This is a genomic window from Chryseobacterium candidae (genome assembly GCF_004916905.1).
GTDB classification, from domain to species: domain Bacteria; phylum Bacteroidota; class Bacteroidia; order Flavobacteriales; family Weeksellaceae; genus Chryseobacterium; species Chryseobacterium candidae.
This window is the reverse complement of sequence record NZ_SDLV01000040.1, coordinates 1-15,532: the sequence shown is the minus strand read 5'-3', so window position 1 is coordinate 15,532 and position 15,532 is coordinate 1. Positions and strand designations below refer to the sequence as shown.

Below are 15,532 nucleotides of genomic sequence, written 5' to 3'. Positions count from 1 at the left end.
TTGTCGCGAGAATTTTTTGACAACTAACTGCTTCAATGTCCGCAAAGGCGTTCCACTCAGCAAAGCTTAAACGATGTGTTTTTCCGACAAATTATGAGCCTTGTACGACCATTGTCATTGCGAGCGTAGCGAAGCAATCTCAAAGCACGAATGATTTTTTACTTGCTTTTAATCAGTTCTTCAAGCCTGGTCATCATATCATCTTTTTCCTTCAGCATTCTTTCGTAAAGCGCAATTTTTTCCTCGTGAAGCTGGATGATTTTATCAATAGGATTGTAGTTATTAACAATTACACCTGTCGCATTATCATGAAAATTACTTGCAATAATATTTACAGCCTGTTCTTCATCAAAATTCTGGAATGCTTCCACAGGGATTTTCAAAACCTCAGAAATCTTTTGAAGAAGCGGATCCTCAATAGTTTCTTTCTGTTCCAATAAAGAAATTTTCTTCTGGCTCCAGTCATCACCTAAATCCAGTGCTAAAGCTTCCTGTTTGATCCCCAGCATTTCTCTGAATCTTTTTACATTTCTTCCCTGATGTATCTTTTGTTCCATTTGTGGTTTATAAGCTTAATTAAAGTTTTATGATGAGTAAAGATAGAAAATTGTGGTGGAAAAATAGGATATGTCAAAGTTATTTTTTAGGGGTTAAATATTTGTTTAATCTGATATTTTGGTTACGCCAAAGTCAGGTGAATTTCCAGCAAGTTGTGCAGATATAGCTAACTCAATATAAAAAGTCTTATATTAGCTATATGAGTTATGGCTTAGATTTTCGTAAACAAGTATTTAAAATAAAAGAACAAGAAAAGCTTACTGATCAGGATGTTTGTAAACGTTTTGTAATAAGTACTCGAACCTTTTCCCGCTGGAAACAAAACCTTATTCCTGTTGGGAAAAGAAATAAACCAGCTACGAAGATCGATATGGAAGCTTTAAAGAAACATGTAGAAGAATTTCCTGATGCTTACCAGTATGAAAGAGCTGCTTTCTTTGGGGTCAGTCCCAACTGTATTCTCTATGCCCTTAGACGTTTAAATATAAGTGTTAAAAAAAATGCTGACTCATCCCAAGTCTGATCCTGTTAAAAGAGCTGAATTTCAAAATCAATTGTTTCATTATCAACAGCTGGAACAAAGAAACATTATCTATATTGATGAGAGTGGTTTTGCTACCGATGCACCAAGGGATTACAGCTATAGCTTAAAAGGAACAAGGTCTTACGGGGTTAAAGACTGGCATAATAAGGGAAGAGTGAACGCCATTGGAGCTATTTTGAATTTTAATATCCTCAATGTAGGATTGTTTGACGGAAATATTAATGCAGATGTTTTCCATGCTTGGGTAACTCAGGAACTCCTTTATTCGATTCCTGCAAATTCAGTCCTGGTAATGGACAATGCAACGTTCCATAAAAGATCCGATAGTATTGATGCAATAGAAAAAAGTGGACATTCTATTCTGTTTCTGCCTCCCTACAGCCCCGATTTAAATCCTATTGAAAAAAAGTGGGCACAAGCTAAAAGTATGAGAAGAAAGTTAAGGTGTGATCCATATGAACTTTTTCAAAAATTTATCACTTGACGAAATATATTGAGTTAGCTATAGTAAACGGAAGCTCTTTTTTTATCCAAACAAAATCACCTCCCAAAAATTGAGAGGTGTCATAGTGTTTAAGTTCCGGTTTTTCTATCTTCTTTTAAAGCTATACGCAATCAGAATGGCGATGCCCATAGTAAGTACGGTTATCATTGAAATAGTTTCAAGTGAAATTCCGCTTTTTATCTGTGTGTTTTCTTTTTCACATGAAGAAAAGAATAATAATGTCATGAAAAGACATACCGATAGTAATTTTTTATCCATAAATGTATTTGTTTGGTTACGAAACATTTACATCAAAAAGTATACCGAATTTGTAGACTATGGAGTAGGTTTATTGACTTGTCCTTTTAGTTAATACCTGGGATAATGAGTAACAAAGGCTTTCTTATTGATAGTCCTTCGACAGGCTCAGGGTGACAACCCGAATACTAACCGGAATTTTTAAGCGCTGTCAGGCTGAGCCTGTCGAAGCTATTATTACTAAAAGGATAAGGTAATGAGATTATTTTACTTTTTAATTTCCATTTAAATTTTTGGAGACTTTATTTATTACCGAAATATAATGAGAATAATGAATAATGATACCGGCAGTGAAAAGTAGAGAAGCTATTATTATCTCAGTAGTCAGGTGATTTAGGATAAAATGCAGGATCAGGAAAAGTACAGCGGAATAGATCAGGGAAAATAGTATAGAATAAAATGCGTTTGTTTTGTAAATAAGAATTCTTGTATTTTCGTTGTAGCAGAAGTATTCTTTGCAAGGTGAGAAAACTAATATTTCTCTTTCAAAAGTATAAGTAAATGGAAACATATAATTTTATGTTTTTTTATTCGTTTTACCCTCGTTCCAATAATAGCTGTCCGGGTAGATTCTCGTTCCAAAAACAGCAGTGCCCACCCGTACAATGGTTGCTCCTTCTTCAATAGCAGTTTCCAGATCTCCGCTCATGCCCATGGATAGTTCTTTCATTTCTACGTTGGGAATATTTTCGGTAATAATCTCCTGCTGAAGATTTTTCAGGATTTTAAAACATGCTCTTACTTTATCGGTTTCAGCACTGAATAAACCAATCGTCATCAGTCCCTTTATTTTTAAAGTAGAGTAGTTGGAGATCTTTCGGGTAAGTTCAATGGCTTCACCGGGATCAATGCCAAATTTGCTTTCTTCATTGGAGGTATTGACCTGAATTAAAACCTCCATCGTTCTGTGTTCAGCCAAAAGTTTCTGATGAAGTTTTTCGGCCAGTTCCAGGCGGTCAAGAGACTGAACGCAGGTAACATCGTATTTCAGAATGTCTTTTATTTTATTGGTCTGAAGATGGCCTATAAAATGATTTTCATGAGGAATGTCTTTCAGGTCTTCATATTTCTCCTTCAATTCCTGTACTTTGTTCTCTGCGATTAATTCCTGTCCGTTTTCCAAAGCAATTTTGATACGCTCGGCAGAAACAGTTTTTGTAGCGAGTAATAACCTGACATCATCAATATTCCTTCCGGATTGCTCACAGGCCTTTTTTATTCTTTCATTGATAACGGTGAGGTTGTGGAGAATATCTTCTTTCATGATGCGAGGGTTTCTTTGGCTTCCAGTTTTTTAATTAAAGCAGCTTTAACGGCTGTTAAAGCGTAATCCTTAGCTTCAGCAAAAGAAATAGAGTATTTTCTTTCAACAGTTCTCATCTCTTTAGGAAACTGAGCGAGTAATTGATCGTAGTATGTATCCAGAATCTCAGCAGAAGGCATTTCATAATTAATTTTTAGCTGGAAGCGTCTTAAAAGAGCCGTGTCAATAATCTCAGGATGATTGGTGGCACAGATTAAAAGCGCATTTTCAGGATAATAATCAATCAGCTGAATCAAAGTATTAACCAATCTTCTCATTTCACCCACATCTTTGTCATCACTGCCTCTTGCCTTTCCGATCTGATCCAGTTCGTCAAGAAAAAGTACGGATCTTTCTCTGGCTGCCTTATCAAAAATCATTTTAATATTCTGGGATGTTTCTCCGATACGGGACGAAACAATATTACTAAGATTTAAGATAATAATATTTTTTCCCAGAGCATTGGCAATAGCCTTTGCTGTCATTGTTTTTCCACATCCGGAACTTCCTTCAAGTAAAATCTTATGGTTAACCGGCAGACCGTACTCCTGAAGTTCTTTAACGTAAGTGTGCTCCTTGATAAGTTGTGTAAGCTGTTCCTTGTTGTTAGCATTGAGAAATACCTCGTTAAGATTTACCTGCTCTTTATCCTGAATAATAAGGTTGTACAGATTCATAATGACAATTAAAAGATTATTGAATAAACAAAGATAAAGCTTTATTGAATGCCAAAAGAATCCTGAATAATAATAAACACATGGTCCAACGGATACTGAATGATAAATGATAAATGATGAATGGATGCTGGTATCAGCAACAATCTGGTGGGAAAAAGACTATAAAAAAAGAAAAGCCAGACTTGCGACCGGCTTTTCTCATTTGGATATTAAAATTTGTTATGAAACTAAGATCTTTCTGCTTATGTTTTTGAACCCTTTTACCCGATGGGGTAAAAGAGCGATCCGATCTCTCAGACTAAAAACATAAAACAATATAATTAGTATAGATATTCTATAGGCTTGTTTTGTTTTAAGATTAGTTTCTTTCTCTTCTTACGGTCATGAAATATGAAGTAATTACTATTAAACCTGTTACGATACCGATATAAGTTACCATTTTGTATTATTTTTAATTATTTGACTTTTTTTTATCAATCTTTTAATTGCAATATTACTACTTTCAAATCATGTGCCAAAGTAAAACACCATGATGTTTATCAGTGTATTACAGTGATTCCTGTTCATTTAATGGTGACTTTTGTTTATATTAAATTAATATATTATTGAGAATTTATTAATACTTTTATTGTTCTATTTGTAAAATTATGTGAATGTGTTAATCGTTTATCGACTTCTATATTGGAGTTGATAAAACAAATAATAAGCAATGCCTGGCATAATATTGTTTTAAAATGTATTTTCCGAACATTAATTTTTCACTTCAAATAGGTTTTTATGTTAATAAAATTTATTTTAACCGTGATTTTTATGATGGAAATTTTGTCAGCTGTCATATTTCATATTAAAGAGAAATTTTTTTTGTGCCAAAAATAAACACAAAGTTGCCTGCTGAGTGATTTTTTTCAGGATCAGTAATGTCTATCCAAAGAAAGAGGTTGAAAATAAGATACTGAATGCTGTTTGAACCCTATAAAAACAATGACTGAATTATTGTACCTTCAAAAGAACTGATCTTTCATAGGGATAATAAGTACCTGTTATTTTGGGAACAGAGAAAGCCTAAGAATATCCTTTTTGAATTACCCGGGCGCATTTACTACTTTTGTATAAAGAATGAATTTATGGGACGCAGTTATATTTTTCTCGCCTTGGCTATTATATTTGAGATTATTGCCACTACTTTTCTGAAGAAATCTGAGGAATTCTCCAAACTATGGCCATCGGTAGTGACAGTCATTGGATATGCCTGTGCATTTTATTTTTTAAGCCTTACCCTTCGTCAGATTCCTGTAGGGATCACCTACGCTATATGGTCCGGCGTAGGAATTATTTTTATAACGATGATTGGAGTGATAGCATTTAAACAGATCCCGGACCTGCCCGCCATTATTGGTATTGCACTGATTGTGATTGGAGTGATTATTATTAATGTATTCTCAAAAATGGGAACTCATTAAAAATAAATTACTGATGTTTTTGCATCTGTTTCCAATGTTGGACCTTCGTTTTGTATAAAAAGAACTTTCCAGTTTATATTTGAACTTTAAATATCCGTGGAACTCAATGCCGTTAAATAATGTAAAAGGAATTGTTGGATTTTCCTTTAATGATTCCCTTATTCCTTTACTGAATACGGTAGGACCTGTAGTAGCATGTATATTATTCGGATAGCGGTGAGTGTTTATATTATCAATCATCAATTCTGATAAAAGGATCATAAGAAATTAAATGCTCTGGAATTAATATAGGTTCTCATTCCATGGTAGTTTATCTTAAGGGCTGAATAATAGATTGGAAAAAATTAAATGTAAAAATCCTTTCATAGAAGATATCCAGACTGTTTTCAATAATGGCATCCGTATAACAGGCCGGATCCGGAACAAATGTTTCCTCTACAAAAACAAACCAGAGCTCCGAGAGTCCGTATTTTCTTCTAAACTCTTCAGAACCATTGCTGTCAGGCACAGCAGAATGTTTCAGGTCACAAAAAAGAATTCCTTTTTTCTCTCCTTCATGATCTACAATATTAATGGAATGGTGCAGGTAGCTGATAATTTTTATTTTCGCATCAAAACATTCTATAAAATGGTGCAGATCAATAAGCTGTATTACTTTTTCTTCCTGTTGAGATTCTGTCATAAAAAAACATTCCAGTGATATTTCCTGTGTCAGTTCGTGAAAAGTTGTTAATTCCATATGTGTTCATTTACAGTACAAAGAAATAAAGAAAAGAAGAACGTAAATTGGTTTTTATACAAAATGGCAGGTATTTTATACAAAATCCGGAAGCATGATCGTTGGTATAATAAAATAGAGGTTTTGTATAATAAAATAGTTGTAATTTCTGTTATTGTCTATTTTTGCTAATGATAAAATGAGCCTATCCTATGAAATACAGTCCGTGGAAATTTGAAGAAACCTTTGTAATGGATTTTTTGGTGGAAGCGAAGTATGGACTCCGTAGGCATCTGCTGTTTTTGATCTTCTTTTTCGTTTTAATTTATAGTGCCAGGTTCTGGCATTGGTACTCGGGAATATATCAGTATTATGTTTTATTCTTTGTATATACAATTCTTATCACAATGGTGTACATTAATATATATGTATTGGTTCCCCGTTTTTTCTTTAAAACAAAATATGTTACTTATCTTGTTCTGCTGGTTCTGATGGGAGTAGTGGGTCTTAATTTTATAGGATATGGTTTCAGGCTGTTCTTTGATGAATTCAGAGTGAAAAATATTCTTAGGGAAAATGAGAAAGGAGGAATTTATGAAGGAGTTCTGATGTGTATTCCGATTATCATGACGACAACGACAATTAAACTTCTACAGAAATGGATCAGTGATAATAAAAGAATCAACGAGCTGAGCAGACTCACCATGAGCATGGAACTGAATGAGTTAAGAAATCAGATCAATCCGCATTTTCTTTTTAATATGCTGAATAATGTAAAAGCGTTGATCAGAACAGACCCTGCCAAAGCCTCTGTGGTGATTGTAAAACTTTCTGAGTTTCTCAGATATCAGCTGTATGAAAACAGTGAAGAGAAAACGCTGCTCACTTCAGAGATTGATTTCCTGTCCAATTTTTTAAACCTTGAAAAAATAAGGCGTGACAATTTCTCTTTTGATATTCGGATCAATACGGATAAAAGAATTGTGAACAGTATTTTTGTTCCTCCCAATCTGTTTACCACTTTTGTAGAAAATGCCGTGAAACACAGTGTAGATATCAGTGGAGCAGAATCCTACGTGAAAATAGAAATCAATACCGATAGCAGACAGCTTTATTTCAGGTGTGTGAATTCCATAAGGACTGGCTATATCGTTTCAGACAAAAAAAACAGTGGACTTGGGCTCGCCAATATTACCAGAAGGCTTGAGCTTCTCTATGGTGATACTTTTGATCTTCAGATAGAATCAGGAGAGGTAGAATATAGTGTAAATTTAAAAATTCCCGTTTGATGAATTGTATAATTGTTGATGATGAACCTCTGGCAAGATCCGAGATGAGATCCCTGATCACTGAAATTTCCAAAATTGAAATCCTTGGGGAATTTTCCAATGCGCTGTCTGCTCTCGAATTTCTTAAAGACAATGATATAGATCTTATTTTCCTTGATATAGAAATGCCTTTGGTAACAGGTCTTGAGTTTGCAGAAATGCTTCCGAAAAAATCCCTGATTATTTTTACAACCGCTTATTCCCAATATGCACTGAAAAGCTACGAACTGGAAGCTGTTGATTATCTTTTGAAACCTATTGATCCCCAAAGACTGGAAAAAGCCATTGAAAAAGCCATACTTTATACTGGACTTTTGTCTAAAGATACGGTAAAGAATACGGTAGAATCCAATACAGCGGACTTCCTTTTCATTAAAGCAGAGCGAAGATTCTATAAAATCAGTTTTTCAGATATTAAGTTTATAGAAGGGCTGAAAGACTATGTAGTCATTCATACAAAGCAGCAGAAACTGATCACTGCAATGAATTTAAAAACCATCCATCAGAAAATCTCCGGTGAGAGCTTCATCAGAGTAAGTAAATCCTATGTTGTCAATATGAATTATATTGATTCATTTGACAATCATAATATATACCTCGAAGATTCCGAGATTCCTCTTGGTGAAGTATACAGAGCCGAATTTTTCACAAAATTTACCGGAGGACTTCTGAACTCAGATTAAAAAAATAAGTAATGAGCAATGAATAATGAGTAATAATTAATAGGCTCAAACCATTTAAAAAAATCTGTGTAATCTGTAGTTAAAGAAAAACAAAATAACTACGGGCTAAAACTGTTCAGAGAAAACAATTTCCCTTTCAACAGCTTTAGCCCAAACTTAAAAATTATGCCAGCTTTTGTCCCACAAAACGAATCACAGAACCTGTCCCGTTGTGAAACAATCCTTCGCTAAGCTCAATTTCTGTTTCTGCTAATTCAATAATATCATAATTTGGAAAATCTGTCTTGATTTCTTCAATAGAGAACAGGGATTCGACATCTTTCGGACCTCCCACTTTTTCATTCTTTGCAATATATTCAAGATGATTTTTACTGAAAGCTTCGAAAATAATAAAACCACCTTCACGCAGGTATTGATTCAGCATTTGGTGGATAGAAGATTTAATATCTCCCGGGAAATGAGCGTAAATAAGAGCAATGGCATCAAACTGTCCTTTCTGATAATTTAAAGTAGAAAGTTCTCCCACCTGATAATCAATAGCAATTTGTTGTTTCTCTGCAAGCTGTAATGCTTTATTTCTGCCATTGGCACTGATATCGAAAGCAGAAACCTGCCATCCTTGTGTCGCTGCAAAAACGGCATTTCTGCCTTCACCTTCTGCCGGAAAAAGTATTTTTCCAGGTTTTAATTTGCTGAGCTGTTCTCTCAGGTAATTGTTGGGTTCTGTTCCGTAGGCAAACTCTTCGCTGCTGTACCTTTCATCCCATCTGTTGAGCCATGTGTTATCTGTCATTGTAAAAAGAATTTAAAATTGGCATAAAGAAAAATCATTCATATTCTTCCGTTGTATTAGTTGCATCAAATGTAGAATATTTCCTCAAGCTTTCTGACCTCAAAAAAAAGTTTACTATCATAGATTTTTTGAATGACAGATCTGTTTAATAAAAATCTAAATACTATTCCATACAATTAAAATTTGGAGTAATTTTGAAAAATGATGAATTTAAACCAGATTTTCACCAATCAACGTACAGGAAACAATCCACAGACCAAAGCTTCACGAACTGATTTTCAAAGAGATTTCGACAGAATTATCTTCTCTTCTGCCTTCAGAAGACTGCAGAACAAAACGCAGGTTTTTCCTCTTCCGGGAAGTGTTTTTGTACATAACAGACTTACGCATTCTTTGGAAGTATCATCCGTAGGAAGAAGTTTGGGAAGTATTATCGGTGAATTTATTGCTGAAGATTTTAAAAATGAACTGACTGAAGATTCAAAGAATTTCTATCTCTATAATTTAGGAAATGTAATTGCCGCTGCATGCTTATGCCATGATGTAGGAAACCCCGCTTTCGGACATTCCGGGGAAGATGCCATTGCGAGTTATTTTGAAAGAAATGAAAAAGATCTGAAATCAAAGTTCAATGAAAAAGAATGGGCGGATCTGGTTAATTTTGAAGGAAATGCTAACGCCATCAGAGTGCTGGCACAGCAGCAACAGGGAAAAGATGCCGGAGGAATTCAGCTGACGTTCTCTACACTGGCAAGTATTGCAAAATATCCGTGTGAAGCGGTTGCAAAGAAAAAAGGGATCATTCACAGAAAGAAATTCGGGTTTTTCCAGAATGAAAAAGATATATTCCTGGAAATTGCCAAAGGAACCCAGCTTATTTCTGAAAGTGAAGAACCGTATATTTTCAAAAGACACCCTTTTGTATGGCTTGTAGAAGCAGCCGACGACATCTGCTACAACATCATTGATATGGAAGATGCCCACAGGCTGGGAATTGTTTCAACAGCAGACTGTAAAAACTTATTTTTTGAGCTGGTAAAATCTGAAACAGATGATGTTCAGAGAATTGAAACAAAACTTAGTTCAATCTCCAATGAAAACGAACAGATTTCTTATTTAAGAGCAAAAGTGATTAATGCACTCATCAATAAATCGATTGAGATGTATAAATCCAACTTTGAGACGATCCTTGAAGGAAATCTTAGTAATGGCTTACTTGATATTTATAAAAAAGAAAATAAAGCGTTGCAGGATATTGAGAGTTTCTCGGTAGAAAAAATTTACAACCATAAAGCAGTTGTTGAAATTGAAAATGCCGGGTATAACGTAATGTATGAGCTGCTTGATCATTTTATTCCTTCCATTCTGAAACCTAAAGACAGCAGAAAATCTTATGATGAAAAAGCGTTGAAACTGATTCCAAAGCAATTTATTTACAATGACGGAACCGATTATCAGAAAGTTCTTGGGGTTATTGATTTTGTTTCAGGAATGACGGACAATTACGCTACCGATTTATATAGAAAAATTAAAGGAATAGATATTGGAATGACTGTTTAAGCAGGTTCTTTAAAAACTTATGGTAAGCTAAGAAAATACTTTTTGGATATATAATCATTGTATGAGAATTTTATTTTTTTGTTTTTTTTTAGGAGCTTTTTTAAGTGGGCAAACAATAACAGGTAAAGTCTTATCTCAAAAAGACAGCCGTCCTGTTCCTTATGCAAAAATTGGTATTGGGAGCGAAGAAAATGGTACTATCGCTGATGAAAATGGTAATTACACACTTAATTTAAATGGTGTAAATAATGAAGTGAATTTAATAGTAGATGTTGGTGGGTTTGATGAATTTGCAATACCCATTCAGATTTTCTTACAAAATGGTGTACACAATATTTTTCTAAAAGAGAAAGTGAAAGATATTCCAGAAGTTATTATTACTCCTAAACGGTTTAAAGATAAGCATTGGGGAGTGGATTCTAAATCGAAGAAAGTCTTATTTGCAACATATCCGGAAAGAAAAAAGGAAAAAGAAGAGCAATCTCGTGAACTGGCAATTAAGTTTTCAAATAGAAAAAAGGTAAAGATTCAAAAAATAAACCTGAATATTGCTGATTTTGATACAGATATACCTGTTCAATTAAGAATCAATGTATATGATGAGAAAAATGGTGTACCAAATCAGTCTGTTTTATATAAGGATATTACAGCAGTTGTGACAAAGGATGCTATTATAGATAATACATTTACATTTGATGTTAGCGATCAGGATATTTATGTAGATCAGGATTTTTTTGTCAGTATACAATTTATGAATTTTTTTAAAGGACATATATTTCTTAGTGGGGCATTGTTTAAAACAGTTTTTAAAAGAAAATATTATGGCAATTGGGAAAAAACATCAATGGCTTCTCCAGCGATTAATATTGATGTAAAAGTTGAAAAATAAATAGTAATTTTTTATATGTTTAAATTACGCTACCGATTTGTATAGAAAAATTAAAGGAATAGACATTGGGATGACTGTCTAGATTCTATTTGTTATAATCATTCAGAAGCCTCTTCTATTAATGACTGCATTAAAGTAGAGGCTTTTTTATGCTTTAAAAGTAAGCCATTCTAGAATAATCAATAATTCCTGTGCTTGATTTCCAGGAGATTATATTATAAAGTTTTCACTTATTTTTCTTATATTTAAATAACACATATAGAAGTGTTTTTAACAAAACAGGATTTTTAGCGACATATTAAAAAAATTAACAACTATGGGTATATATCTAGCACCCGTTATTTTCTTCGGGCTTATCATTTTGTTTGCTTCGTTTTTTGTAGTTAAGCAGGAAACAGCAGCTATTATCGAACGTTTCGGGAAATTCCAGGGAGTAAAACATTCAGGGCTTCATCTTAAACTTCCAATTATAGATCAGATCGCTAAAAGACTGAATCTTAGAATTCAACAACTGGATGTGATGATTGACACCAAAACCCTGGACAATGTTTTCATCAAAATGAAAATTTCCGTTCAGTATCAGGTGATCAGAAACCAGGTAGGAGATGCTTACTACCGCCTGGAAAATCCTGAAAATCAAATTACATCTTTTGTATTCGACGTTGTACGTGCTGAGGTTCCTAAATTGAAGCTGGATGATGTCTTTGTAAGAAAAGATGATATTGCGGTGGCGGTAAAGAGTGAGCTTCAGGAAGCCATGAACAGTTACGGGTATGATATTATCAAAGCTTTAGTAACAGATATTGATCCGGATGAGCAGGTGAAACATGCCATGAACAGGATCAATGCTGCTGAAAGAGAAAAAACAGCGGCAGAATATGAATCTGAAGCACAAAGAATCCGTATTGTAGCGGTTGCAAAAGCAGAAGCTGAATCTAAAAAACTACAAGGGCAGGGGATTGCAGACCAAAGAAGAGAAATTGCAAAAGGTCTTGAAGAGTCTGTAAGAATGCTGAATAATGTGGATATCAATTCTCATGAAGCATCAGCGCTTATTGTAGTAACACAGCATTATGATACCTTACATTCTGTAGGAGCAAGCAACAGAAGTAATCTTGTGCTTCTTCCCAATTCACCCACTGCAGCAAGCGGAATGCTGAATGACCTTGTAGTGGCCATGACAACGGCAAATACAGTTGGAGAAGCTACCAAAGGAAAATATCCTGATTCTCCTCAGAAAGAAACCGGATTTTAAGATAAAAGGAAAAAGAAAAAGATGAATCAATGGAAAAAAAATGATTGTCAAAAATAACTTCATGCTTCATTCTTCCAGCTTTCCGCAAAATAAAACCGCTTCTGAATTTTCAGAAGCGGTTTTATTTATTATTTCTTCGTTTTAGAAACCTGTTCTATCAATGTGTATTTGATTGAAGAAGCATCAGCGGGCGGATTTTCAATTTTTTCTGTTTTTACTTTTAAAACATATTCATATCCCGGCTCATAGGTGAAACCTTCAATATTGCTATAGAAATTCGTCCAGCTTTCAGACGCATTTTCTTTTACCTGCATACATTTCATACGGCCTGCTCCGGCAGAACAATCTACGGTTTGTGGTCCTACAATAAGTGTTTTTGCATTGGCTGCCATTGCTGTTTTTTTCGTTTTGGAAACCTGTTTTACCAAAGTGTATTTTATGGAAGATCCATCAGCGGGCGGATTTTCAATTTTTTCTGTTTTTACTTTTAAAACATATTCATACCCCGGTTCATAAGTAAATCCTTCGATATTGCTGTAGAAATTCGTCCAGTTCCCGGAAACATTTTCTTTTACCTGCAGACATTTCATAGGAGCTACTCCTGTACAATCTGCTGTCTGTGGTCCTACGATGAATGTTTTTTCATCACCTGCGGATGCATTGGCTGTGGTTGTACATTGTGTCATGGCAAATAACGCTAATGCGGGTGCTGCTCCTTTTAGAATTGTTGCTATACTTTTCATAAACTTGATTTTTCCCCATACCTCGCAATTACCATGCCGAAAAAAAATCCCGAATTTGTAGTACTTCTGCTATTGTTTTTTACTTTTTTAATCATTTAATTTGAATTTCTTAAACACTAACCACAATATAATTCTTATAATAAATATGGATAATCAAATGCAAGTTGAAAATTACAGGATTCAAAAACCTGAAATATGGGCAGGAAATATCGGGGATGAGGAAATAAAAAGCCGAATCAAAGATTCCGAATTTGCCAGAAGACAAATTGATGAAGGGCGTGATTACTGCTATTTTTTAGACAAAAAACACTATACAAGCAATACGGAAAACAGTGAGTATGTCTGTATGGCCTATACGCTGAACGAGCCTGGAAACCTTGAAAGAGCTTCTGTTTCTGATGTCATTGTAGAGGAAAATGAAGTCTATCAGATTCACAGAATCAGTGTGTTGAGAGATGGTGTACTGATCGATAAGATTCCGGACACAAAAATTAAAGTTCTTGACAGTGAAAACCAAAGCAGTGGAGGAGTGCTGAGCAGTAATAAAAAAATCAATATTACCATCAAAGATCTGAGGCTGTATGATGTTCTGATCTTAGAAGATTCAAGGATTAAAGAATTTACAGACCGTGATTTTCTGAGAAAGGAATTTTCAAAATACGTCTGGGTAAGTCCCGATAAATATTGGGCTTATGGAAGTTTTAAATTCACTTTTATCAACAATCGCGAACAGACTATTGCCTATAAAAAAACATTTTTCAGAGATGAACAGGGAAATGTTCTGGAACCGGAAATCAATCATCTGAAAAAAGGAGAAAGATTTGTCATTGAAGAAGAAAATTATATCAATCCTGTGGATTCCGGACGTGAAATTTTTCCTTATATAGACTTTGCTACAGAAAACAGTTGGAAAGATCTTTCCAACTATATTGTACCGTTCTATGAGGAGATTTTTAACAAATCTTCTTTACAGGATTTCGCACCAAACCTTGTTGAAAAACTGGATGCCATTGCTGATCAGGATGAAAAGCTGCAGTTTGCCATAGAATATGTACAGAATCATATCTATTACATCTTCAATGCCGATGAAATGAATGGTCATAAGCCACAGGAACCATCAGTAACCTATGAAAACAAACAGGGAGACTGTAAGGCAAAGTCGGTTTTATTGAAAGTGATCCTTGATTACATAGGAGTAGATGCATCTGTAGTGCTGGTAAATTTTAATACGGATTATTATATTAAATACTATCTGCCATCATTTTTAAGTTTCAATCATGTTGTCCTAAAAGTGAATTATAAAGGTGAAGAATATTTCGTTGATGCTACCATCCGTGATGAATTCGGACTGATTGAAAACAGAGGGTTTATTTATTTTATGCATTATCTGGAAGTGAAAAAAGATCAGGTACTTCAGGTAAGAAAATCTTATAAATTTCCTTATTTCTGCATTAATGAAAAGGTGGATTTAAATGCACAGGGCAATACCGGAAAACTTAATCTGTCAACTACTTACAAAGGAAACAGAGCCAATGCTATGAGAAGGTATTTTAAGAGTACCAATAAAAGAGAAATCATAGACAGCTGGAACAGCTTCCTTTTCTATGCGCTTAATTATTCGGGTGACCGTAATGGTACAGATGTCCGAAACGTATTCAAAGATGCCGCTATTGATGTAGTAAGTGATGATAAAAGACTGAATGAAGTAAAGATCCAATATACCGCAACCATTGAGAATCCTTATTTTGCAGATCCACAGAAAAACCGTTTTCTGATGTATTTTGACCGAAATGTGGTGAAGGCGGGAGCAAGAGATTTTATTCATAAAGATTTACCTTTCTGGCATAATTTCGACAGTGAGAAATATGAAATCAATTTGCAGACGGATCAGAAAATTGATACTGAAGAAAAATATACAGTACAGGAAAGTACTATATCCAATCCCTATTTTGACTATAAAAGCCGGAAAAAAGTACACAAAAATGGAGCAAGTGTGTCTATTGAGTACAATCCTCTGATCAATATTGAAATTCCGCAAAGTGAGTTTGAACAGTTCAGAACAGATCATCATACCATTGCCGACAGTAATTTCGGACTGGGAATTGATATTATTGAGCCGGGACTTATGAATATGCTTAAATTCAGCTTTAAGAAGAAATTTAAATAGAATATCTTAAGTTCAAAGTTTAAGGTTTCGGGTTTTGGCGGGCGGCGAAGCC

At 34.5% G+C, this 15,532-nt stretch carries 16 protein-coding genes; 9 read left to right on the top strand and 7 right to left on the bottom strand.

The window, feature by feature from the left end; all coding sequences use genetic code 11:
- Positions 1–158: 158 nt before the first annotated feature.
- Positions 159–557 (bottom strand): helix-turn-helix domain-containing protein, encoded by a 399-nt coding sequence (locus EK417_RS16730; RefSeq protein WP_136522811.1) that lies wholly within the window; start codon positions 555–557, stop codon positions 159–161.
- A 200-nt stretch (positions 558–757) separates the two neighbouring features.
- On the opposite strand from EK417_RS16730, the gene EK417_RS16725 reads away from it, so the two are divergent.
- Positions 758–1,081, top strand: coding sequence for an IS630 transposase-related protein (locus tag EK417_RS16725; RefSeq protein ID WP_136522810.1), 324 nt, complete (start codon positions 758–760; stop codon positions 1,079–1,081).
- Entirely contained in the window at positions 1,059–1,586 is a 528-nt protein-coding gene (locus tag EK417_RS16720) for an IS630 family transposase (RefSeq protein ID WP_136522809.1), read from the top strand. Before EK417_RS16725 ends, EK417_RS16720 begins: the two co-directional genes overlap by 23 nt.
- Positions 1,587–1,691: 105 nt before the next feature.
- On the opposite strand, the gene EK417_RS21190 is transcribed toward EK417_RS16720, so the two are convergent.
- From EK417_RS21190 to EK417_RS16705, 3 genes are all read right to left on the bottom strand, one after another.
- Positions 1,692–1,865 carry a hypothetical protein gene (locus EK417_RS21190; RefSeq protein WP_168802023.1) on the bottom strand — a complete coding sequence of 58 codons (174 nt, stop codon included), beginning with the start codon at positions 1,863–1,865 and terminating at the stop codon, positions 1,692–1,694.
- Positions 1,866–2,421: 556 nt separating this feature from the next.
- Positions 2,422–3,168 (bottom strand): YggS family pyridoxal phosphate-dependent enzyme, encoded by a 747-nt coding sequence (locus EK417_RS16710; RefSeq protein ID WP_136522808.1) that lies wholly within the window; start codon positions 3,166–3,168, stop codon positions 2,422–2,424.
- A complete protein-coding gene (locus EK417_RS16705; RefSeq protein WP_136522807.1) occupies positions 3,165–3,884 on the bottom strand; it encodes an AAA family ATPase in 720 nt (239 codons plus the stop codon). The genes EK417_RS16710 and EK417_RS16705 overlap by 4 nt, the downstream gene beginning before the upstream one ends.
- Positions 3,885–5,008: 1,124 nt before the next feature.
- Here EK417_RS16705 and EK417_RS16700 point away from each other — a divergent pair.
- On the top strand, positions 5,009–5,344 hold the full coding sequence (locus EK417_RS16700; RefSeq protein WP_047433528.1) for a DMT family transporter: 336 nt from the start codon (positions 5,009–5,011) through the stop codon (positions 5,342–5,344).
- Between the two features lie 310 nt (positions 5,345–5,654).
- On the opposite strand, the gene EK417_RS16690 is transcribed toward EK417_RS16700, so the two are convergent.
- A complete protein-coding gene (locus EK417_RS16690; RefSeq protein ID WP_136522806.1) occupies positions 5,655–6,083 on the bottom strand; it encodes a hypothetical protein in 429 nt (142 codons plus the stop codon).
- A gap of 191 nt (positions 6,084–6,274) precedes the next feature.
- Between EK417_RS16690 and EK417_RS16685 the strand changes: the two genes are divergently transcribed.
- Positions 6,275–7,351 (top strand): sensor histidine kinase, encoded by a 1,077-nt coding sequence (locus tag EK417_RS16685; protein ID WP_136522805.1) that lies wholly within the window; start codon positions 6,275–6,277, stop codon positions 7,349–7,351.
- Positions 7,351–8,073, top strand: coding sequence for a LytR/AlgR family response regulator transcription factor (locus EK417_RS16680; protein ID WP_136522804.1), 723 nt, complete (start codon positions 7,351–7,353; stop codon positions 8,071–8,073). Before EK417_RS16685 ends, EK417_RS16680 begins: the two co-directional genes overlap by 1 nt.
- Positions 8,074–8,236: 163 nt before the next feature.
- Here EK417_RS16680 and EK417_RS16675 read toward each other — a convergent pair whose 3' ends face one another.
- Positions 8,237–8,866, bottom strand: a complete 630-nt coding sequence (locus EK417_RS16675; protein ID WP_136522803.1) for a class I SAM-dependent methyltransferase — start codon at positions 8,864–8,866, stop codon at positions 8,237–8,239.
- Positions 8,867–9,070: 204 nt separating this feature from the next.
- On the opposite strand from EK417_RS16675, the gene EK417_RS16670 reads away from it, so the two are divergent.
- The 3 genes from EK417_RS16670 to EK417_RS16660 all read left to right on the top strand — a co-directional run bounded on the left by EK417_RS16670 (position 9,071) and on the right by EK417_RS16660 (position 12,570).
- Positions 9,071–10,426, top strand: coding sequence for a deoxyguanosinetriphosphate triphosphohydrolase (locus tag EK417_RS16670; RefSeq protein ID WP_076597931.1), 1,356 nt, complete (start codon positions 9,071–9,073; stop codon positions 10,424–10,426).
- Positions 10,427–10,487: 61 nt separating this feature from the next.
- Positions 10,488–11,315, top strand: coding sequence for a carboxypeptidase-like regulatory domain-containing protein (locus EK417_RS16665; RefSeq protein ID WP_136522802.1), 828 nt, complete (start codon positions 10,488–10,490; stop codon positions 11,313–11,315).
- A gap of 316 nt (positions 11,316–11,631) precedes the next feature.
- On the top strand, positions 11,632–12,570 hold the full coding sequence (locus EK417_RS16660; protein ID WP_136522801.1) for an SPFH domain-containing protein: 939 nt from the start codon (positions 11,632–11,634) through the stop codon (positions 12,568–12,570).
- Between the two features lie 128 nt (positions 12,571–12,698).
- Here EK417_RS16660 and EK417_RS21445 read toward each other — a convergent pair whose 3' ends face one another.
- Positions 12,699–13,313, bottom strand: a complete 615-nt coding sequence (locus EK417_RS21445; protein WP_228407997.1) for a DUF4377 domain-containing protein — start codon at positions 13,311–13,313, stop codon at positions 12,699–12,701.
- Between the two features lie 157 nt (positions 13,314–13,470).
- On the opposite strand from EK417_RS21445, the gene EK417_RS16645 reads away from it, so the two are divergent.
- Positions 13,471–15,480 carry a DUF3857 domain-containing protein gene (locus EK417_RS16645; protein ID WP_438830169.1) on the top strand — a complete coding sequence of 670 codons (2,010 nt, stop codon included), beginning with the start codon at positions 13,471–13,473 and terminating at the stop codon, positions 15,478–15,480.
- Positions 15,481–15,532 lie beyond the last annotated feature (52 nt).